We start from the raw sequence: 19,730 nt of genomic DNA, 5'->3' as shown, positions 1-19,730 counted from the left end.
ACAATAGTCACTATGGCATCGACTTCAGTGGCGATCATTGGCGGAGGCCCAGGCGGGTATGAGGCGGCGCTGGTGGCGCGCAAGGCGGGTGCGGACGTCACCCTGATTGAGCGTCAAGGGATGGGCGGCAACGCTGTCCTGACAGACGTGGTTCCCTCCAAGACGGTCATCGCGACCGCGGAATGGCGCACCATCGCTGACCGCGCGCCTCAGTTGGGGATTCGCGACGCACAGAGGGCCGATGCTGACGAGGTTCCTGAGCACTTCGTCGACCTGGGCGCCGTGAACGCACGTGTGGGGGCGCTGGTCGAGAAGCAGTCGGGCGATATCGCGGCGCGAATGGCCAAGAACGGCATCGAGATCGTCGATGGCACCGGAACGTTGACGGCCGACGGCACCGTTGAGGTGAACGGCAGCGAGTTGAGGGCCGATGCTGTCCTCCTCGCGCTCGGCGCTCGCCCTCGCGTGGTTGACGGCGCGGAGCCCGACGGCGAACGGATCTTCACCTGGACGCAGCTGTACAACCTCGAGGCGTTGCCAGAGCACCTGATTGTGGTGGGATCCGGCGTGACGGGAGCGGAGTTTGCGGGCGCCTATAGCTTGCTGGGCTCCCGCGTGACGCTGGTGTCCTCCGGTGAGCGCGTGCTGTCGAAGGAAGACCCTGAGGCCGCGGCACTGGTGCAGGAAGCCTTCGCTGAGCGCGGCATGAACGTGATGGGCGGGTCCCGGGCTGCGACCGTCGTCAACACCGGAGCGGGCGTTCGCGTCACGTTGACCGATGGCCGTGAGGTCGAGGGCAGCCACTGCCTCATGGCGGTGGGATCGGTGCCCAACACGGACGGAGTCGGTCTGGCCGATGCCGGGGTCGCGATCGACGAGCGCGGCTACATCGCGGTGGATCGAGTTTCACGAACCTCTGCGCGCGGCATCTACGCCGCGGGTGACTGCACCGGCGTATTGCCACTGGCCTCGGTCGCGGCGACGCAGGGGCGCATCGCGATGGCGCACGCGCTGGGTGACGCCGTGCAGCCTCTCGACCTGCGCCATGTGGCATCGGCGGTGTTCACGGCTCCCGAAATCGCGACTGTGGGTGCCAGCGAGGCGGACCTCAAGGAACGCGGAATCTTCTACGAAGTCTCCCGACTGGACCTGGCCCGCAATCCGCGCGCCAAGATGCTCGGTATGGACGGTGGCTTCGTCAAGATCTTTGGGCACACCGTGACCGGTCAGGTCTTGGGCGCTGTGATCGTCGGGTCACGCGCTAGCGAGCACATCTTCCCGCTGACGCTCGCGGTGACGCATCACCTCACGGTCGACGATGTCGCGGGCACGTTCACCGTGTACCCGTCGTTGTCAGGCACCACCGCGGAGGTCGCACGCCGCTTGCATCACCTCGGTGACGCCTCGCGGATGTGACCTAGCCGTCTTCGGGGGAGGCCTCCGGGTTGGGGGACTCTGACGCGCCTGAGTCGGCAGGCGTGGCGCTCGCACTTGGGTCCGCGCTGGGTTCTGGTGAGGTGGTGTCGGCGTCGACTCCGGATTCCTCCGCCGCCTCCGGTGAGATGGTCCCGGTCAGCCCAGTCACGGCGCTGGCTATGAGCGGCCTGTGGTCCGACCACAGCACGTCGAGGACAGTGAAGTCGTTCAGCTCCACTTCGCGACCCAGGAGGAAGTCGACGCGCACGTCCTCGGATTCCAGGGCGGTTGCCGCGAGGCCGTCCCCTGGCAGGCCTGCGCTCGGTAAGGTGAAGCCCGAGTCCAGCAGAACCGAGACGGTTGTTGCGTCGAGTCCGGGGGCGGTGTCTCCGCGGTCGCCGCCGATCACTGTGGGTCCCACCGAACCTAGCCAGTCGCGAGCCCGCGCGGTGAGGTCGGTGTCGTCGGGGCCAATCTGCGTCGATACGTACGTGGCCCCCATGAATGACAGCGAAACCGCGCCGCGATCGGGACCATCCGCGCTATCGAGGTCGATCGAGCGTGGGTCCGAGAAGGGGCGGGACGTGAAGATGGCGTTGCCCGACTGCGGGGTCTGCGCGCCGGCATAGAGGTACGGCAAGTTCAACTCGCCGGAGAGATACTCGACCATGTCGATGCCGCCGCCAGCGATGCCGCCGCGTTCGACCTCTTGCAGCATCGCGACGTCGACGGGGTTGTCCGTGAGCGTGGCGGCCACGTGCTGTGCGTTCACGCCAGGTCCGGCCTCGCCTGACGGCGTGACGCCGTGATGGAGGTTCCACGCCATCACGGCCGGCGTGGGCAAGAAGTTTTGGGAGAATGTGCGCTCTTGCTCGTAGTGGTCGTGGGTCCACCAGGACGCCCCTGCGACGATCAGAACGCCTACGGCAATCCGCGGCAAGACACCCGGCGCAGTTGGGGGCTTGACGGGGTTCCAGGCGGCCATCGACGCACCCGCCATGAGGACGAGCCCAATCGTCGTGATCAGCAGCCCGTGGCGCAAGGGAAGGTCTGCCAGGCGATCTACTTCCGCAGCGAGCAGGGGCAGGCCCAGTAGCGCGACGAACGCCATCGAGGCACCCAGACTGCGCAAGGCGGTTCCCTCGGCCGTGCGCATGACGAGCGCAACGGCGAATGTCGATATGGCTGTTGCCGCAGGCAGGGCAACAGCCGCCGCTGTTCCGGGCACGAGTGCCATGACGGCGATCGCTGCTGCACCGAGAGTAACCAGAGCGATGTTGATGCCACCTGGCATTGCCCCCGACGATGCCGCGAGCCTGGCGCCCAGGAGTAGGCCGACGACCGCGAGCGCAACCGCGAAGGACAATCGCAGATCCGCTTGCGATGCGACGTATCCGACGTTGGCGAAGGCGTAAACCATGAGCCCCCAGAACAGTCCGTACGCCCACCAGCCGCGCGTGTGCGCCGCGGGTTCGAGGTCGTGGCACCGCCAGCCGTTGGCGATCGCGAGCAAAGCGACCACTCCGATCGCCACCCAGCCCCAGATGTCGTCGCGCCAGACCGCGTCGAGGGTCCGCAGCATCGTCTGTTCGATGACGGCAGCCGCGGCGCCAAGAGCGGTACCCGCCATCAACGTGGGCCCCGCGCCGTTGCCCATGGCGACCCGGGCGGCCAGGATGACCGAGGCGATGGCGAGGGCCGTGACATACAGCCCCGCGCCGATCATCCAGGCTCCATCGAGGAACGGCAGGCCTATCCGGAAGACGGCGGTGAGGGAGACCAGGAACCACACGGTGCCGCCGTGAGAGAAGAACTCTGACGCAAGGGACGCGACCCAGGCAAGGAGCGCGCCGCCGACAAGTGTTGCGGCAATTGCGAGATACGCCGGAGCCGGCGTGGGCTCGGCGAGGTCGAGCAGGAGCGGCCCCGCTGTGCGCAGTGAGTCAATCAGGAGCCATGTCGCGATGGCGATCAGGCCCAGGGAGCGGCGCGCGGCGGTCATGCTCGTCACGCTACCGCGCACGTGCTGCGGTCGCGAAAGCGAGCTGGCACGGCTGTGGACTTCTCCGCAGTCCCGCCCCACCGGGGACGAGGGCGAAGGTCAGGCGGAAGCGATCTCGCAGATGACGGTGCCGGAGCTGACCGACGCGCCCACGGCGTGCGACAGGCCCGTGACCGTGCCTGACTTGTGAGCAACGAGCGGCTGCTCCATCTTCATCGCCTCGAGAACCACGATGAGATCGCCCTCGGAAACCTCGGCGCCGTCCTCGATCGCGATCTTCACGATCGTGCCCTGCATGGGCGAGCACAGCGAGTCGCCGGACGCGGCCGCCTTCGAGGCGCCCCCGTTGCGTCGCGTGGCGCGACGAGCCGGACCCGCGCCACGGCGGGCGTTGGCGCGTCCAGCTTGCGCGAGCGCGGCGGGCAGGACGACTTCCAGTCGTTTGCCTCCCACCTCGACAACGACGCGCTCGGTCGCTGCGGCTTCCGCGGCGACCTCGACGCCTGCACCGGTTGAGCCAAGAGCAGCGACGGTCTCTGCGTACTCCGACTCAATCCAGGTCGTGAAAACGCTGAAGGAGCCGTGGGCGGCGGTGAACTCTGGGGCGTCCAGGACAGCGCGGTGGAAGGGGATCACGGTGGGGATGCCCTCGACCGTGGTCTCGGCGAGTGCTCGGCGAGCGCGCTGAATGGCCTGTTCGCGAGTGGAACCGGTGACGATGATCTTCGCGATCATCGAGTCGAAGTTGCCGGAGACGGTGTCGCCTTCACGCACACCAGCGTCGACGCGGACACCGGGGCCGGAGGGGAACGTCAGCGTGCTCAGGCGCCCCGGGGCCGGCATGAAGTTGCGGCCCGGGTCCTCGCCGTTGATGCGGAACTCGATCGAGTGACCGCGCGTGACGGGGTTGAGATTCGAGATCTCCTCGCCCGCGGCGATGCGGAACTGTTCACGAACCAGGTCAACTCCCGTGACCTCTTCGGTGACGGGGTGCTCAACCTGGAGGCGCGTGTTGACCTCAAGGAAGGAGATGGTGCCGTCGACGCCCACGAGGAACTCGCAGGTGCCGGCGCCCTGGTAGCCGGCCTCGCGGAGGATGGCCTCGCTGGACTCGACGAGGCGAGCGTTCTGGTCATCGGTCAGGAAAGGCGCGGGCGCCTCTTCGACGAGTTTCTGGTGGCGGCGCTGCAGCGAGCAGTCGCGCGTGGAGACCACCACGACGTTGCCGTGCGAGTCCGCCAAGCACTGAGTCTCCACGTGGCGCGGCTTATCGAGGAAACGCTCCACGAAGCACTCGCCGCGGCCAAAGGCGGCGACGGCTTCACGCGTCGCAGAGTCGAACAGTTCGGGAATCTCCTCGCGGGTACGAGCAACCTTGAGCCCGCGTCCACCGCCACCAAAGGCAGCCTTAATGGCGACCGGCAGGCCAAATTCGTCCGCGAATGCCAGGACCTCGTCCGCGTTAGCGACGGGGTCCTTGGTGCCGGGAACCAGGGGAGCGCCCGCGCGTTGCGCAATGTGGCGCGCGCTGACCTTGTCGCCCAGGCCCTCGATCGACTCGGGCGAAGGTCCAATCCAGGTCAGGCCGGCCTCGATGACCGCGCTCGCGAACGACGCGTTCTCTGACAAGAAGCCGTAGCCCGGGTGGATGGCCTCCGCGCCGCTGCGACGGGCGACATCAATGAGCTTGTCGATGTTGAGGTAGGTCTCGCCTGCGGTCTCGCCTCCTAGCGAGTACGCCTCATCTGCGAGGCGGACGTGCGGGGCGTCGCGGTCGGGTTCTGCGTAGACGGCGACAGAGCGAAGTCCGGCGTCGGCGCAGGCGCGGATCACACGGACGGCGATCTCGCCGCGATTGGCGATGAGGACTGAAGAAAAGGCGGACACCCCGACACCGTAGCGCGCGTGCCCGCCTCGCCCAGCGTGTTCACGAGGGCGCATTGGGAACTTTGGTAGCCGGTGACACGTTGCCGGGGGTCGATTGTAGGAATCCCACAATCGAGTTGACCTTTTCTTTGGCTACGCGGACGTAGGTTGTGCAGTCTCCACAATCTGGGGCGATGCGCGGAGGGTGTGGAACGGAACCGATAGTTCCGCGAGGAGCGCGCGCAGGAGGGGCAGCGAGACGCCCACGACGCCATGAAAGTCGCCCTCGATTCCCTCCACGTAGGGGCCGCCCAAGCCGTCGACCGTAAAGGCCCCCGCAACCTTGAGTGGCTCGCCAGTCGCGATGTAGGCGTCAATCTCATCGTCGGTGAGATTCGCGAAGTGCACGACCGTGTCGGAGGATGCCCCGACCGAGCCGCGCGTGCCATCCTCGCGATCATCGACAAGCCAATGGCCCGTGTGGAGCACCCCGGAACGCCCCCGCATCCGCTGCCAGCGCTCGCGCGCGATCTCGGGCGTGCCGGGCTTGCCGTAAATCTCGCCGTCCAGCTCGAGCATGGAGTCGCAACCCAGCACGATCGAACCCGTCTCGTACTCCCGGGCCACATGCTCGGCCTTGGCCTGCGCCAAGGCGAGAACAGCATCGGCCGGACCCGCTTCCGGGTACTCAGAACTGAGGCGCTCCAGGATCGCGTCCTCGTCAACGCCAGACACGATCACTTCGGGCTCAACGCCCGCCGAGCGAAGTGTGGCAAGGCGAGCGGGGGACTGCGAGGCGAGGAGCAGGGGTACGGGGGTTGTCATGCCCCAGACCCTACCGATCGCAGGTGGCTAGTGAGCGTGGGCCTCTTCGGTTTCCTCGAGCGAGTGGCCGGGCTCCGCGGACAGCGACTTGTCGCCGCGTGGCAGCGTGAGCAGCATCAGGATCGCGGTGCCGCCCGCGATGATCGCGGAAATGAGCATCGCGTGCTGGCTAGCATCCATGAAGGCGGTCTGCGCGGCCTCGAGAATGCCAGGAGCCATCTGTGCCGCCTGGCCACCTTCTGCGGTCATGGCGTCGGTGACGGCCACGGCACCCGCGAGCGAGTCCTGGACGGCCTCGCCAGCCTCGCCAGGTACCTGCTCGGCGACGTCCGAAATGCTCGACGTGTACTGATTGGCAATGAGGGATCCCAGCAGTGCGATGCCGAGCGACGCACCAAGCTCGCGCGTCGTGTCGTTCATCGCCGATCCCATTCCGGACCGGTTGCGCGGCACGGACGCCATCAGCATGTTCGTTGCCGGGGTCATCACGAGCGCCATGCCGAGGATGATGATCGTCATTGCGAAGAAGAAGTCCCAGTACGACGGGATCACTGGCCACGTCGTCATGAGCAGGAATCCTGCCGCGATGATGACGAGCCCAGGAATGACCGTCCAGCGGGAGCCGACCTTCTCGACCAACTTGGGAACCATGGGGCCAACGATCATCATTGGCAGCATGGGGGGAATCATGGCCAGTGCAGTGGTGAGTTCGTCGTAGTCCATGACCAGCTGGAAGATCTGCGTCATCGAGTAGAAGGCGCCAATCATCGCGAAGAACGTCAGCGTGACGGAGATGACTGACAGCGTAAAGCGGCGGCGCTTGAACAGCGTGAGGTCGAGCATGGGGTGCTCGACGCGCTTTTCCCACCAAATGAAGAGGGCGAGAGAGACGGCACCGAGGACGGCCGCGCCAATGGTCAAGGTCTCCCAGCCGTGCGACGGCGCTTCCATGATCGTGTAGACGATTCCGGCGAGCGCGACGGTCACGAACAGTCCGCCGATCCAGTCCACCGGGGTGGCCTTCTCGTCGACAGATTCGGGGACGATGCGCATGGTCAGGATGAGTGCGACGATGCCGAACGCGGCGCCCAGGTAGAACGCGGCGTGCCAGTCGAAGAAGTGCAGAAGGAGTCCGGTCAGCACGGAGCCGATCATCATGCCCACACCCGCTACGGCCGCCCAGATCGCGATGGCCTTGGGGCGCTCCTTGGAGGGGAAGACCACGTTGACCAGCGACAGCGTTGTCGGCATCACTAGCGCGGCGCCGATTCCCATGACGGCGCGCGAGGCGATCAGCTCGCCCGCGGTCGTCGCGAAGAGCGGGGCATACGCGGAAGACAGCACGAAGATCACGAGTCCGACCAGCATCACGCGCTTGCGCCCGTAGCGGTCCGCGATGGCCGCGGCGATGAACAGGAGCGCTGCGAACACGAGGGTGAATGCCTCGACAACCCAAGTCAGCTCGAGCTGCGTCATCGAGAACTCAACCGCCAGCTCCGGCAGTGCCAGGTTGAGGCTCATGTTCGCGATCATCGCGGTCATGAGTCCCAGGCACAGAGTCGCGAGGATGGCCCAGCGCCGCTTGTACGTGGACTCGGAGATGCCCTCGTCGAGGGCGTCCTGAAGCGAGGACTGTGCGGGGGCAGGCTTGGACAACGCGACTCCTAGAGAGTGAAGAAGAGGGAGTCCCTCCCGTGGGACTCGGCTACACTACTTCGCGTGACAAGAACTATCAAGTTCGTGTGACATGAACTATTTATTGACGGGAATCCTGGCCAAACGCAACACGAGGAGGCGCCAGTGGCACGCGAGGACACGATCGCGCAGATCCTCACGCTGCAGGGCACCCTGATGCGCACGTCGATGCGTCACCATTCGCGCACCATGGCTGGGGAGAACCTCACCCCCGCGCAGTTCCACCTCCTGGTATTCCTGCATTCGCGCCCTGGGACTCCCACGGCGGAGGCCGCCGACGCCATGGGGGTCAAGCCCAACATCGCCTCAGGCGTGATTCAGCGGCTGGTCGAGCGCGGGTGGGTGGCGCGCGAGCCCTCGGCGCACGACGGGCGCGTGCGTCTGCTGTCCCTCACGCCATCCGGGGTTCAGACGGTTGACAACGCGGTCGACGCGGCGGAGAAGGACTTTATCGATCACGTCTCCGTGCTGTCCGATGAGCAGGTGGAGCAACTCCGGGGAATCCTCGACACACTTGTCGCCGCGCTCGCGGCAGACGCTGACGGACATCGCTTCCAGTAGGACACGGGGGTCACATAATGGCCCTGCCGTGACCCGGATTGCCTACTGGGGCTCTTCGACAGTGAGGTCCTTGTCGAACTCGGTGCATTGCTGCGCAACCTCACCGGGTAGCAGTTGCGTGAGAAGCGAGGTGAGGTCGCCGCGGACGGCTTCCGGAACCCGCGAGAGCAGGACTTCTTGCTTGAGTTCGTCGTAGGCGGCCGATGCTGCGGTCACCACTTCGAAGCCCTTGTCGGTGAGCGCGGCCCAACTGGCGCGGCGGTCGTGGTCGCACGTGCGGCGCTCGACCAACCCCTCGGCCTCGAGCTTCGACACGGTGTGGGACAGGCGCGATAGCGACGACTCCGCCGCCTGCGCAACGCGGGCCATCTGCAGCATGCGATCGGGCTGCGTGGCGAGCGTCGCGAGGATTGTGTACTGGTGGTGGTTGAGCCCAGTGGTTTCCCGCACGCGCTCGTCGAGCGCTGCGGGCACGGTAGACAGGAGCACGACGAACCGGCGCCACAGGAGTTCGTCCTGGGCACTGATGGTGGTGTGTGCTTCCACGGTCATGTCCTCATCGTAGTGATAGCGCGGCGTTGGCGGGAATAGATGCTCTGTTATCGTTGTAGCATCAACGATTGATACGTCAACTATAACTCGATGGGGCAGCGTGCTCCACTGGCATCACTTAAAAGGAGTTCCCCTCGTGGAAATTGTCTACTGGATCCTCGCAGGCATCCTCGCCCTCGCGTTCCTGGCCGCCGGCCTGACCAAGCTCACCAAGTCCGCCGAGCAGATGCAGGAGATGGGCATGATGCCCGCCAGCCGCAGCATCGGCGCTCAGCGCGGAATCGGCGCAGTCGAGGTTCTCGGCGCGCTCGGCCTCATTCTGCCGCCGCTGACCGGCATCGCCGTGATCCTGGCCCCGATCGCCGCCGTTGGCCTGGTCATCACCATGATCCTCGCGATCATCGATCACAAGAAGCGCAACGAGCCCTTCACCGGTGCGCTCGGCCTGGGGGTCGTCTCGATCGCCGTCGCCGTCATCGGCTTCATGGTCTGGGCTTAAGCAACCACTAGCGCGAATCGCTCGCGGCGTCCGTTGGTACGGCGGCGTCGCGAGCGATCTCTAGCGCAGCCTTCCACGTGGCGGGCACTTCCCGGATGTATCCGCGGTAGGTATGCCACCTGGTTGTCAGCACTTCCGGGTACGCGCCCTGGACATCGAGTCCCACTGACCGGCACAGCCACATCGCTCGCGGCAGATGGAACTCTTGGGAACACACGATCGCGCTGTTGATCCCAACGGCCCACGCATTGCGAGCCGACTCCCGAGTGTCGTAGCCGTGCGGGTCCTTCAGGAGCGCCTCCTCCGGAACACCGAGCTCGCGAGCAGTCCGGTGCATCGCCTCTGTCTCGTCGAGACCTTCGCGGTTATGCCCAGCGCCAGTCAGAACCAGCAGTTCGACGTGGCCCGCCTCGTATAACGCGACCCCAGCCTCAACCCGCTGACGCAAGAAGCGACTGGGCCTGCCGTCCGCCCATACCCGCGCACCCAAGATGAGCGCCGCATCGGCCGGCATGAAGCGCCGGGACGATGCTGGGTGGAGATCCCCGTGAGCGCTCGCCCTGGCATATGCCTGGGGCGCGACGAGCGCTACCGATCCCGCCGCCACGGCGGCGGTCAGAGCAGGACGTAACCCGGGCATCGGCCCTACCTCAGCGAGTGACGCCAGGCGGATGAGCCGCGACCGAGTGGCAGGTTGCGGAACGAACCGCGCATGGTGCGCGTGCGGTCCATCCACGCCGAGGTTGGCGAACCGGGAGCGGCGTCCTCCGCATCGGCCGACGCGACGACGGCAACGCCAGCGACCAGCGCCGCGAGTTCTGCGTCGCTAGGGGAGCCTTGCACGACCCGCAGGCCCGCGGCGGCCTCGAAAGGATCTTCAGGGTTGTCGGTCACAGCGGAATGTTCCCGTGCTTCTTGGGCGGTAGCGACGCACGCTTGGTGCGTAGCGCGCGGAGCGCCTTGGTGATCTGTGCGCGCGTCTCGGACGGCTCGATCACCGCGTCCACGTAGCCGCGGTCGGCAGCGTCGTAGGGGTTGACGATCTCTTCCTCGTACTCCGCTGTGAGGCGGGCGCGCTCTGCCTCGACATCGCCACCCTCGTCTGCGACAGACGCCAGCGCGCGACGTTGCAGGATGTTGACAGCGCCACCGGCGCCCATCACAGCAATCTGCGCCGTGGGCCACGCGAGGTTTACGTCTGCGCCCAGCTGCTTGGACGCCATCACGATGTACGCGCCGCCGTAGGCCTTGCGCGTGATGACGGTTACCAGCGGGACGGTGGCCTCGGCGTAGGCGTAGATCAGCTTGGCTCCGCGACGGATGATGCCTTGGTGCTCCTGGTCCACGCCGGGCAGGAAGCCCGGGACGTCGACGAAGGTAATGACCGGGATGTTGAACGCGTCGCAGGTGCGGACAAAGCGCGCGGCCTTCTCAGACGCGTTGATGTCGAGCGTGCCGGCCATGGACTGCGGCTGGTTGGCGACAATTCCGACGGAGTGGCCCTCGACGTGACCGAAGCCCACCAGGACGTTGGGAGCGAAGAGCGGCTGGATCTCGAAGAACTCGCCGTCGTCCAGCACCGTCTCGATGACTGACTTCATGTCGTAGGGCTGGTTGGGGGAGTTGGGGACGATGCTGTTGAGGGCCTCGTCCTCATCGGTCACCGCGAGGTCTGCGGGCGCTTCCCAGTCGGGCGCGTCCGAGAGGTTGTTGGTGGGCAGGAACTGCAGCAGGTGCTGCACATACTCGATCGCATCGTCCTCGTCGGAGGCCAGGTAGTGCGCGACGCCGGACTTGGCGTTATGGGCCTGGCCGCCGCCGAGTTCCTCGAAGGTGACCTCTTCGCCGGTGACGGACTTGATGACGTCGGGGCCGGTGATGAACATCTGGCTGGTGCCATCGGCCATCACGATGAAATCCGTGAGGGCGGGGGAGTAGACCGCGCCGCCCGCGCTGGGACCGAGGATGATGGAAATCTGCGGGATGACGCCGGATGCGGCGACGTTGCGCCGGAAGATCTCCGCGAACTGGGTGAGGGCCGCGACGCCCTCCTGGATGCGCGCGCCGCCACCGTCAGAGATGCCGATAAGGGGAACGCCGGTGCGCAGCGCGAAGTCCTGCACCTTGGTGATCTTCTCGCCGTGTACCTCGCCCAGCGACCCGCCAAACACGGTGAAGTCCTGGCTGTAGACCGCGACCTGCCGGCCATCAATGGTCCCGTAACCGGTCACGACGCCGTCGCCGTACGGGCGGTTCTTGTCGAGGCCAAAGTTGCGACTGCGGTGACGAGCCAGGGCGTCGAGCTCGGTGAACGAGTCCTCGTCCAGCAACAGCTCGATGCGCTCGCGGGCGGTCTTCTTGCCGCGGGCATGCTGCTTCTCTTGGGCAGTGGCCTCGCGTTGAGTCACGGCCTCGTCGAGCTTGCCGCGCAGTGCATCGAGTGCGCCTGCGGTGGTCGCGGTGGGCTTGGGATCCGTCACGGTACTCCTTTGGTGTGGCTTCGGCGGCTAGCCTAGCCCGGTGACCTCACTGACGCCTGCAGCCGTTGCCGCTTCCCGCGAGCCGCTGACGGCCGATGCCCTGGCTGGGCTGGTGGGGCCGGGCCGCCAATTGGCCAGGCTTGAGGTGCGCCCTGCGTCACCGTCGACCAACACAGTGCTGCTTGATGCCGCCCGGACCGAGCCGGATGAGTGGCCGCATTTCAGCGCGATCATCGCCGACCATCAGACTGCCGGGCGCGGGCGAGCCGGACGTGGCTGGGCGACCCCGCAGGGTGCGGCGCTGACTGCGTCCTTCCTGCTCAGGCCCGACGTCGCGGACGACCGCTTGGGCTGGGCGCCGCTGGTCGCGGGTCTCGCGACGGTGCGCGCGCTTCGCGATGCGGGCGTGGGCGCCTACCTGAAGTGGCCCAACGATGTTGTTGTTGAGGCGGGCGTCAAGCCGATTCCCGGATGGGGTCGCTGGCGCAAGGTCGTGGGCGTGCTGTGCGAAATGGTGCCGCGTTCCGGGGTTGATGAGGACCCCGCGATTGTTGCTGGCATCGGGATCAACGTGTCGCAGTCCGCGTCGGAACTGCCCGTGCCGCATGCTGCGTCGCTCGCATCGCTCGGGGCCGCACGCCTGGACCGAGCCGCGCTCGCCAAGTCGCTCACCGCACACCTGCGGGACTGCGTGTCGATGTGGGAGTCCGATGAGGACCTCCCGCGGGTCCACGCCGCCGTTGAGTCCGTGTGCGCGTCGATTGGCTGGGACGTTGCCGTCGACATGCCCGGCGGGGAAGTTGTCTCGGGGCGCGTGACGGGCCTGTCGGAGTCGGGGGCGCTGCTGATCGCGACTCGTGAAGGACAGCGCGAAGTCATGGCCGGCGACTTGCGGGTCCGCCGCGCTTAGCCCGTTTTTCCCCTGGCCGTACATACACGGCGGGTTGTCGGCTTCCGCGAGCTCCTGGCCGTAGATTCTCGACGGCCAGGAGCCGCGCGAGGCGAGTCAGAGAATGGCGGCCAGGTCCGGGTCGCAGGCCTCCAAGACGGCCTGTCTGGCGTCCACGGGGGTGCGCGCAGACCGAGCCAGGTGAGCGAGCCGAGCACACTGCGCGAACGTGTGCCGCGACAGCGCATACCTGACAAGTGGAACCCGCGACGGTGCCATGGACAGGCTCGTGATCCCTAGTCCTGCCAACACAAGAGCCATGAGAGGGTCACCGGCGGACTCGCCGCACACGCCCATCGGCCGGCCGTTGATGACCGCGCCACGCGCCGCGCTCGCGACAACGTCCAGCACTGCCGGCTGCCACGGGTCTAAGAGCTCCGCGAGCTCGCCCTGCATGCGGTCCGCAGCCATCGTGTACTGCGCGAGGTCGTTTGTCCCGAGCGAACCAAACTCAACTTCCGCCATCACGTGCTCGGCGCGCAGAGCCGCTGCGGGAATCTCGATCATGACGCCCGGCGTGCGCAGGCCGTTTTCCCGCACGCGTCGGGCGAACCATGCGGCTTCCTGAGCGTCCGCGACCATGGGTGCCATCACCCACACGTCCGCACCAGTGTCCGCGGCGGCGCGACTGAGGGCTTCGAGCTGAGTGTCAAGTAGATCGGGGAGTTCGGCGGACAGCCGCAGACCCCTGCGTCCCAGGGCGGGGTTCTCCTCGGCCCCAAGGTTCGCGAATGCGAGCGGCTTGTCCGCACCGGCATCCAGCGTGCGGACCACGACGCGCCGGCCCTCAAACGGCGCGAACACGTCGGCGTAGATCTTTGTCTGTTCCTCGACTGTGGGGGCCGACGCCGCGGACAGAAAGACAAACTCCGTACGGAAGAGCCCAACGCCCTCGAGGTCGAGGGCGCCCGCCTCCCGGGCGTCCTCAACGCCGCCAATGTTGGCGAGGAGTTTGACCTGCTTGCCGTCTTGGGTGCGTCCGGGCCCGGAAGTGCTTGCCAGCGCATCGGTACGCCGCTTGTCGCGCTTGCGCCGCTTCGCCACCGTCTTTTCTGACGGGTCGAGGTGGACTTCCCCGGTCTCTCCGTCGACGAGGACAACATCGCCATCGGACAGATTCACCGCTTCCGCGAGCTTCACGACAGCAGGAATGCCCATCTGAGCCGCGAGGATCGCTGTGTGTGAGGTGCGGCCGCCGACCTCGGTGATGATGCCCAACACCTGAGAGCGGTCCAAAGTGGCAGTGTCTGCCGGCGCGAGGTCGTGCGCGACCAGGACACACTCGCCGGTGAGCGGTGGCACGCCCGGAGCGGGCTGGCCCAACACGGACGCGATGGCGCGGTCACCCACGTCGCGCAGGTCCGTGGCTCGCTCAGCGAAGTATCCGCCGAGCGCCGCGAACTGTTCCATAAACTCGCGCGTCGCGCCGTCGATCGCCGTCGCCGGCCCGCTTCCGGCCGTGGCGCGGGCGATCGCGCCGTCGATCAGACTCGGGTCTCGAGCCAGCATCGCGGTCGCAGACAGGATCGCTGCTGCGGTGTCGTCAACGTGCGCGGTACGGCTGTCGAGGTCGGTCGCAACGGCCTCGAAGGCGTCTCGAATTCGGGACTCAGCGTCGGCCGCAGCGGCCTCGTCCTGTGGCGGCTGGACGGGCTTGCCGACCGTGACGACCGGACCGAAGGCGAGGCCCGAGGAGACTCCAATGCCTTGAACGATGCTCATGAGGGCGCCTCGGTGGCCTCGTCCAGGTCGGTGGCCAACAGGGCGGCGAGCTCGTCAAGCGTTTGTTCTGCTCCATCGCCTTCAGCCGTGAGCTGCACTTCCTCGCCGAACTTCGCGCCGAGCGCCATGATCGCGATCATGCTGTTGGCGGGAGCAGGGTTGCCGCCTGGCTTCGCAATGGTGACGGGCACGGGGGCAGCCGCGGCTGCCTTCACGAAGAGGGCTGCAGGGCGGGCGTGCAGGCCGACGCTTGATCCAATGGTGACGCTACGAGTAGGCATGTCATCTCCTTTGATGAGTAGTGAAGTGTGGGTTAGTCGCTAGTCAATTTCAGCGTGGTGACTGGGGAAGGCAGGACCTCGACGTTGATGGTGGTGAGGTCCTCTGGGTGGGGTACCGCGGAGCCGGGCAGGAGCACGGCGGCGCTTCCCCACCGGACTGCTGTCGCGAGGGCATCGGAGTCGGTAGCGCCGCGCGAGGTGGCGTGGAGCCAACCTGCGAGGAAGCAATCGCCAGCCGCGACGGTCGAGCGGGGCGCGTCGACGACCGCGACCGCATGCGTCACACCGCTGGCTGTCACCGCGACTGCGCCATCGGAGCCAAGACTGACGAGAACCGTTGTGATCCCCGAGTCAACGAGCGATTGCGCCGCGCCCAAAACATCACCCAGCGTCTCCAGCGGGCGGCCGGCGAACTCTTCCAGCTCGTGCCGGTTGGGCTTCACGACGTCTGGCCGAGCGGCGACCGCGTGGGCAAAAGGCGCATCGGAGGTGTCGATCGCGACACGGATCCCACGACGGTGCGCCAGTTCCACGAGCCGGGCATAGATGTCCGTATCGAGTCCGGGAGGTAGCGACCCGCAACCCACGAGCCAATTCGCGCCGGCGATGTGAGAATCGACCGCATCAATAAGCGCTGCGGTATCCGCGGGGTCACAGGTGCGGCCGGCCTCGTTCACTTTGGTAGTCGTGCCATCGGCCTCAGCCAGCGTGATGTTGGTGCGTACCGACCCTGGCTGGTCGACAAGGCTGTGGGGGACGGAAGCGGCCGTGAGCAGGTCGCTGAACGTGCTTTCGGAGTCATGCCCGACGGGTACGAGTGCCAGTGTTGACGTGCCGTTAGCGGCGAGTGCGCGTGACACATTCACGCCCTTGCCGCCGGGCTCTTCGAACACACTTGTCGCGCGGTTGACGTGGCCGCGTTCGAGTGTTTCGACAGCGATGGTGCGGTCGATGCTCGGGTTCGGGGTGACGGTGACAATCATGTTCGCGCTACTTCCACGCCGCGGTCTTCAAAGTCCTGGACCGTGTCGTCGTCGAGATTTGAATCGCTGATCAAGAGCGCGATTTCGTCCGTGGGAACAAAGCGGTGCATGTGAACTTGGCCGGCCTTGGACGAGTCGGCGACGCAGACCACACGGCGGGCGGCCGATGCCATGGCTCGCTTGGCAGCAGACTCGGCCTGGTCGGGGGTCGTCGCACCGCGGTCAACCGTGAAGCCATTGGCTCCCAAGAACGCGATGTCGACCGCGACTTCGGTGAGTGAGTCGGTGACCCAGTCGCCCACCGCGGCCCCCGTGCGGCGCCTCACGCGACCGCCCAGCACCATCAGCTCGGTGCGCGGCCGGTCGGCCAGGCGCGAGGCGATGTTGATGGAGTTCGTCACGATCGTGAGGCGCATTTCCGGGGGCAAAGCCTCAGCGATGGCGAGGGTAGTTGTGCCTGCGTCGAGCAGGACGGCGTCTCCCTCTTTGATTTCCATCACTGCACGCGCCCCGATGCGGCGCTTTGCCTCGGAGTACTGGGCATGGCGAGCTTCGAGGGATGGTTCGAGGGTGAGTCGCTCAACCGGGAGGGCCCCGCCGTGCACGCGGCGCAGCACACCAAGGCGTTCCAGTGCAGTGAGATCGCGGCGGACGGTCTCCACCGTGACGCCGAGTTCCTCGGCGAGCGATCCCACCTCGACCCGACCGCGTTGGCGGGCGGTTGCGACGATGGACTGCTGGCGTTCTTGGGCGTACATGACGGGGTGCTCCTGGTTCATGGGTAGCGACTAGTCGGCGGCGACTTACGGCTCGATCGTGACCTTGATGGCCTCGCCGCGCTTGACGATGCCAAAGGCGTCCAGCACGTCCGTAAGAGGGATCCTCTCAGTAATCAGGTCCTTCACAGGAACCTCGCCGGAGGCAATGCGGCGCAGCGCTTCCTTGTTGTGGTGCGGAGCTGACCCGTTTGCGCCAAAGATGCGTAGCTGGCGGTAGTGAACGAGGTTGGAGTCACAGGTGATGGTCGGATTGGTCTTGGGGAGCCCTCCGAAGAAGGAGATGCGACCGTTGCGCGCGGCCATTTCGATGGCCTGCTCTTGGGCGATGTTGGCTGCCGTTGCGGTAATGACACAGTCAGCGCCGCGGCCATCGGTCAGTTCTTTGACCTTTTCGACCACGTCGACCTGCGAGCCATCGATGACTTCCTCGGGGTGGACGGCATCGGCCGTCATCTTCAGGCGCTCCGCGTTAACGTCGATCAAGAAGACGCGGCCCGCTCCGTTGGCCCGTGCCAAGCGGATGTGCATTGCTCCAATGGGGCCGGCGCCAAACACCACGACGGTGTCGCCTTCCTCGATGCCGAGGATGGACTGGGCGTTAATCGCACACGCCAAAGGCTCAGCAGCGGACGCTTCGTCGAAGCCGACGCCCTCAGGGATGCGGTTGAGACCGTCAACCTTCATGACCTCACGCGGGACGATCATGTACTCGGCAAACCCGCCGGAGTACTGGTATCCCATGGACGTCTGGTTCTGGCAGACCTCCATCCAGCCGCGGGAGCATTCGTAGCAGTCGCCACAGGGAACTGCTGCGATGACCTGCACGCGGTCACCCTCGGACCAGCCTTCGACGCCGTCACCGGTCGCGACTACCTCACCGGCGATCTCGTGACCAATGATGCGCGGAGGCGAGAGGTTCTGGTGGCCATTGTGAAAGATCTTCACATCGGTGCCGCACGTCGAGCAGTTGCGTACACGGATCTTGACTTCTCCAGGCCCGACTTCGGGCTCGGGGACGTCTTCGACGCGAACGTCTTCGGGGGCATAAAACACGAGGGCCTTCATGGAGTTACTCCTGGTTGGGTTCGGGGGACAGCAGGGAGAGGACGTCGTCGGCGGACGTCGCGGTGCGAAGCTGTTCGGCCTTGGCTGGGTCCATGAGGACCTGCGCGAGGGCGGACAGAATGTCGACGTGTTCCTCGGACTTGGACGCGATCGCCACGCAGACGTAGACGGTTTCGCCGTCCCAGTCGACACCTTCGGGGAACTGCAAGTAACCGAGTGCAGCGCGCTCGATGTACTCGCGGGACTCATTGGTGCCATGGGGGATTGCGACGCCTTCGCCCACGTACGTCGACACTGAGGTCTCGCGCTCGTGGAGAGCATCGGCGTATGCCTCGGTGGCGGCGCCGATCTCGACCAGAAGAGCGCCAGCTTGGTTCAGCGCCTCGGTCTTGTCAGCCGCGGTCAGTCCCAGCCGGACCGCGTTCGCCCCGAGGAGCTGCGACTCAGGACTCAAGGGTCTTGCCCTGGAGAATCGCGTCCTCGACTCGCGTGAACGCGGGATCGCCGATGAAGATCGAGAACGGCACGACGACCGCATTGGGGGCGGTGCTTTGTGCGCGAGCGGCGAGTCCCTGGTGGCACAGCACGAGCTTGGCGCCTTCGGGGATCTCGTTCACTGGCGTGTGGACGACGTCGATTCCCTTGGCCCTGAGCTTCGAGCGCAGGTTGCTAGCAACCATGACTGAGCTGCCCATTCCGGCGTCGCAAGCGACGATGACCTTGGTGACTTCGGAACCGTTGACTGTAGGCATGTGACTCTCCTTTGAATCCTGACGGCGGTGCCGTCGTGGGTTGGTTGGGTACGAGTTAGGCGGATGCGGTCTCGGTGACCTGTGCCTCGGCAGCGGCGTCGTCGGCACCGTCTTCGCGACGTGCCTCCCGGCCAAAGCCCATGAGGAACGCGGCGACGATGAACGACACTGCGGTGGCGAGGATGACCTGCGAGAACATCACGAGGTAGTTGGTCCAGCCCGGAGGGGTGAACGCGATCCAGGCGAAGATCGAGCCGGGTGAGGGGGGAGCCACGAGGCCACCGTTGAACATCACTCCGACCAGCACGCCGGTCATGCCGCCCAGGATGGCTGCTGCGATGAGCTTGGGCTTTGCGAGGACGAAGGGGAAGTAGACCTCGTGGATACCGCCAAAGAAGTGGATGACGGATGCGCCGGGGGCCGCAGCCTTGAGCATGCGCGGGCCAAAGAACATGAAGGCCAGCAGGATTCCCAGGCCGGGTCCGGGGTTGGACTCGATCATGAACAGCAGCGACTTGCCGGTGTTCTCCGCTTCTGCCGTGCCCAAGGGGGTGAACACACCGTGGTTGATGGCGTTGTTGAGGAACAGAACCTTTGCGGGTTCCACCACAACGGACGCAAACGGAAGCAGGCTGTTCTCGACAAGGAAGTCCACGCCTTCACCTGCCAGTTCGACTCCCTTGGAGACGATGGGGCCAATGATGATCTTGCCCAGGATCGCCAAGACGGCGCCGATGGTTCCGAGCGAGAAGTTGTCGATCAGCATCTCGAAGCCAGGCTTGACCTTGCCCGACCAGGAGCCCTCGACGATCTTGAGGAGCCATGCGGCAAACGGGCCGATGATCATGGCGCCCAGGAACATCGGGACGTCTGAACCGACGATCACACCCGTTGTTGCAACAGCTCCGATCACGGCACCGCGAGTGTCGTAGACGAGCTTTCCGCCCGTGTAGCCGATGAGCAGCGGGAGCAAGTAGGTGATCATTGGTCCGACGATCACGGCGATGCTTGCCGTCCAGTCCATGACGGACTGGTTGGGCGCACCGTTGAACATCTCTGCGATCTTGTTGATCCAGCCGGCTTCGATGAACAGGGCCGTAATGAGGCCCCAGGCCACGAAGGCGCCGATGTTGGGCATGATCATGGCCGACATGAAGCGGCCTAGCCGCTGAATCTGTGCACCGATGCCGGGGCCTGAGCGATTCTTTTTCTCCGAGGCCTGGGCCTGAGCGTCGCTGAAGGACATGAGCGTCCAACCTTTCTCCTCCGCTCCATTGCGAAGGGCTTCTCTTAGTGTGCCCGA

Annotated in this window: 20 protein-coding genes; 4 read left to right on the top strand and 16 right to left on the bottom strand. The window is 65.9% G+C overall.

The window, feature by feature from the left end:
- The first annotated feature begins 12 nt into the window (after positions 1–12).
- Complete coding sequence (locus AOP74_RS02315) at positions 13–1,416, top strand: NAD(P)H-quinone dehydrogenase (RefSeq protein ID WP_061960724.1); 1,404 nt, start codon at positions 13–15, stop codon at positions 1,414–1,416.
- A 1-nt stretch (position 1,417) separates the two neighbouring features.
- Here the strand turns inward: AOP74_RS02315 and AOP74_RS02310 are convergent, their stop codons facing one another.
- The 4 genes from AOP74_RS02310 to AOP74_RS02295 all read right to left on the bottom strand — a co-directional run bounded on the left by AOP74_RS02310 (position 1,418) and on the right by AOP74_RS02295 (position 7,765).
- Positions 1,418–3,418, bottom strand: a complete 2,001-nt coding sequence (locus AOP74_RS02310) for an endonuclease/exonuclease/phosphatase family protein (RefSeq protein ID WP_061960723.1) — start codon at positions 3,416–3,418, stop codon at positions 1,418–1,420.
- A 99-nt stretch (positions 3,419–3,517) separates the two neighbouring features.
- On the bottom strand, positions 3,518–5,305 hold the full coding sequence (locus tag AOP74_RS02305) for an acetyl/propionyl/methylcrotonyl-CoA carboxylase subunit alpha (protein ID WP_061960722.1): 1,788 nt from the start codon (positions 5,303–5,305) through the stop codon (positions 3,518–3,520).
- A gap of 132 nt (positions 5,306–5,437) precedes the next feature.
- Positions 5,438–6,109: a Maf family protein gene (locus AOP74_RS02300; RefSeq protein WP_061960721.1), complete on the bottom strand. Its 672-nt coding sequence runs from the start codon at positions 6,107–6,109 to the stop codon at positions 5,438–5,440.
- A gap of 27 nt (positions 6,110–6,136) precedes the next feature.
- On the bottom strand, positions 6,137–7,765 hold the full coding sequence (locus tag AOP74_RS02295) for an MFS transporter (protein ID WP_061960720.1): 1,629 nt from the start codon (positions 7,763–7,765) through the stop codon (positions 6,137–6,139).
- 144 nt (positions 7,766–7,909) lie between these two features.
- Between AOP74_RS02295 and AOP74_RS02290 the strand changes: the two genes are divergently transcribed.
- Positions 7,910–8,365: a MarR family winged helix-turn-helix transcriptional regulator gene (locus tag AOP74_RS02290; protein WP_061960719.1), complete on the top strand. Its 456-nt coding sequence runs from the start codon at positions 7,910–7,912 to the stop codon at positions 8,363–8,365.
- Positions 8,366–8,407: 42 nt separating this feature from the next.
- Here the strand turns inward: AOP74_RS02290 and AOP74_RS02285 are convergent, their stop codons facing one another.
- Positions 8,408–8,917, bottom strand: coding sequence for a MarR family winged helix-turn-helix transcriptional regulator (locus AOP74_RS02285; RefSeq protein WP_061960718.1), 510 nt, complete (start codon positions 8,915–8,917; stop codon positions 8,408–8,410).
- Positions 8,918–9,053: 136 nt separating this feature from the next.
- Between AOP74_RS02285 and AOP74_RS02280 the strand changes: the two genes are divergently transcribed.
- The gene (locus AOP74_RS02280) at positions 9,054–9,416 is read left to right on the top strand and encodes a DoxX family protein (protein ID WP_082095946.1); all 363 of its coding nucleotides are present in this window, start codon (positions 9,054–9,056) and stop codon (positions 9,414–9,416) included.
- A gap of 7 nt (positions 9,417–9,423) precedes the next feature.
- On the opposite strand, the gene AOP74_RS02275 is transcribed toward AOP74_RS02280, so the two are convergent.
- Genes AOP74_RS02275 through AOP74_RS02265 form a run of 3 tightly spaced genes read right to left on the bottom strand, consistent with a single transcriptional unit; the run spans position 9,424 to position 11,896 of the window.
- Positions 9,424–10,056: a SanA/YdcF family protein gene (locus tag AOP74_RS02275; protein WP_061960716.1), complete on the bottom strand. Its 633-nt coding sequence runs from the start codon at positions 10,054–10,056 to the stop codon at positions 9,424–9,426.
- Positions 10,057–10,061: 5 nt separating this feature from the next.
- A complete protein-coding gene (locus tag AOP74_RS02270; protein WP_201774289.1) occupies positions 10,062–10,310 on the bottom strand; it encodes an acyl-CoA carboxylase epsilon subunit in 249 nt (82 codons plus the stop codon).
- The gene (locus tag AOP74_RS02265; RefSeq protein ID WP_061960715.1) at positions 10,307–11,896 is read right to left on the bottom strand and encodes an acyl-CoA carboxylase subunit beta; all 1,590 of its coding nucleotides are present in this window, start codon (positions 11,894–11,896) and stop codon (positions 10,307–10,309) included. Before AOP74_RS02265 ends, AOP74_RS02270 begins: the two co-directional genes overlap by 4 nt.
- 40 nt (positions 11,897–11,936) lie before the next feature.
- On the opposite strand from AOP74_RS02265, the gene AOP74_RS02260 reads away from it, so the two are divergent.
- Positions 11,937–12,806 (top strand): biotin--[acetyl-CoA-carboxylase] ligase, encoded by an 870-nt coding sequence (locus AOP74_RS02260; RefSeq protein ID WP_061960714.1) that lies wholly within the window; start codon positions 11,937–11,939, stop codon positions 12,804–12,806.
- Between the two features lie 96 nt (positions 12,807–12,902).
- Here AOP74_RS02260 and ptsP read toward each other — a convergent pair whose 3' ends face one another.
- Genes ptsP through AOP74_RS02220 form a run of 8 tightly spaced genes read right to left on the bottom strand, consistent with a single transcriptional unit; the run spans position 12,903 to position 19,673 of the window.
- The gene (gene ptsP / locus AOP74_RS02255; RefSeq protein WP_061960713.1) at positions 12,903–14,567 is read right to left on the bottom strand and encodes a phosphoenolpyruvate--protein phosphotransferase; all 1,665 of its coding nucleotides are present in this window, start codon (positions 14,565–14,567) and stop codon (positions 12,903–12,905) included.
- Positions 14,564–14,848, bottom strand: coding sequence for an HPr family phosphocarrier protein (locus AOP74_RS02250; protein ID WP_061960712.1), 285 nt, complete (start codon positions 14,846–14,848; stop codon positions 14,564–14,566). The genes ptsP and AOP74_RS02250 overlap by 4 nt, the downstream gene beginning before the upstream one ends.
- 32 nt (positions 14,849–14,880) lie before the next feature.
- Positions 14,881–15,831 carry a 1-phosphofructokinase gene (gene pfkB / locus AOP74_RS02245; RefSeq protein ID WP_061960711.1) on the bottom strand — a complete coding sequence of 317 codons (951 nt, stop codon included), beginning with the start codon at positions 15,829–15,831 and terminating at the stop codon, positions 14,881–14,883.
- Positions 15,828–16,610, bottom strand: coding sequence for a DeoR/GlpR family DNA-binding transcription regulator (locus AOP74_RS02240; protein WP_236683700.1), 783 nt, complete (start codon positions 16,608–16,610; stop codon positions 15,828–15,830). Before AOP74_RS02240 ends, pfkB begins: the two co-directional genes overlap by 4 nt.
- A 24-nt stretch (positions 16,611–16,634) precedes the next feature.
- The gene (locus tag AOP74_RS02235; protein ID WP_061960710.1) at positions 16,635–17,675 is read right to left on the bottom strand and encodes a zinc-dependent dehydrogenase; all 1,041 of its coding nucleotides are present in this window, start codon (positions 17,673–17,675) and stop codon (positions 16,635–16,637) included.
- 4 nt (positions 17,676–17,679) lie between these two features.
- Positions 17,680–18,129, bottom strand: coding sequence for a PTS mannitol transporter subunit IIA (locus AOP74_RS02230; RefSeq protein WP_061960709.1), 450 nt, complete (start codon positions 18,127–18,129; stop codon positions 17,680–17,682).
- Complete coding sequence (locus AOP74_RS02225) at positions 18,119–18,427, bottom strand: PTS sugar transporter subunit IIBC family protein (protein ID WP_061960708.1); 309 nt, start codon at positions 18,425–18,427, stop codon at positions 18,119–18,121. Before AOP74_RS02225 ends, AOP74_RS02230 begins: the two co-directional genes overlap by 11 nt.
- Before the next feature lie 55 nt (positions 18,428–18,482).
- Positions 18,483–19,673 carry a PTS transporter subunit EIIC gene (locus tag AOP74_RS02220; RefSeq protein WP_061960707.1) on the bottom strand — a complete coding sequence of 397 codons (1,191 nt, stop codon included), beginning with the start codon at positions 19,671–19,673 and terminating at the stop codon, positions 18,483–18,485.
- Between the last annotated feature and the right edge of the window lie 57 nt (positions 19,674–19,730).

Origin of the sequence: Demequina flava (assembly GCF_000975035.1) — a bacterium.
GTDB lineage: Bacteria > Actinomycetota > Actinomycetes > Actinomycetales > Demequinaceae > Demequina > Demequina flava.
The sequence above is the reverse complement of the archived record's forward strand: the minus strand, read 5'-3'. Positions and strand labels throughout refer to the sequence as shown.

Coding starts and splice junctions, on each gene's coding strand:
- AOP74_RS02315 (WP_061960724.1), top strand. CDS start 13: ATGGCATCGACTTCAGTGGCGATCATTGGCGGAGGCCCAGGCGGGTAT.
- AOP74_RS02285 (WP_061960718.1), bottom strand. CDS start 8,917: ATGACCGTGGAAGCACACACCACCATCAGTGCCCAGGACGAACTCCTG.
- AOP74_RS02275 (WP_061960716.1), bottom strand. CDS start 10,056: ATGCCCGGGTTACGTCCTGCTCTGACCGCCGCCGTGGCGGCGGGATCG.
- AOP74_RS02220 (WP_061960707.1), bottom strand. CDS start 19,673: ATGTCCTTCAGCGACGCTCAGGCCCAGGCCTCGGAGAAAAAGAATCGC.
- ptsP (WP_061960713.1), bottom strand. CDS start 14,567: ATGAGCATCGTTCAAGGCATTGGAGTCTCCTCGGGCCTCGCCTTCGGT.
- pfkB (WP_061960711.1), bottom strand. CDS start 15,831: ATGATTGTCACCGTCACCCCGAACCCGAGCATCGACCGCACCATCGCT.
- AOP74_RS02240 (WP_236683700.1), bottom strand. CDS start 16,610: ATGAACCAGGAGCACCCCGTCATGTACGCCCAAGAACGCCAGCAGTCC.
- AOP74_RS02225 (WP_061960708.1), bottom strand. CDS start 18,427: ATGCCTACAGTCAACGGTTCCGAAGTCACCAAGGTCATCGTCGCTTGC.
- AOP74_RS02300 (WP_061960721.1), bottom strand. CDS start 6,109: ATGACAACCCCCGTACCCCTGCTCCTCGCCTCGCAGTCCCCCGCTCGC.
- AOP74_RS02310 (WP_061960723.1), bottom strand. CDS start 3,418: ATGACCGCCGCGCGCCGCTCCCTGGGCCTGATCGCCATCGCGACATGG.
- AOP74_RS02250 (WP_061960712.1), bottom strand. CDS start 14,848: ATGCCTACTCGTAGCGTCACCATTGGATCAAGCGTCGGCCTGCACGCC.
- AOP74_RS02235 (WP_061960710.1), bottom strand. CDS start 17,675: ATGAAGGCCCTCGTGTTTTATGCCCCCGAAGACGTTCGCGTCGAAGAC.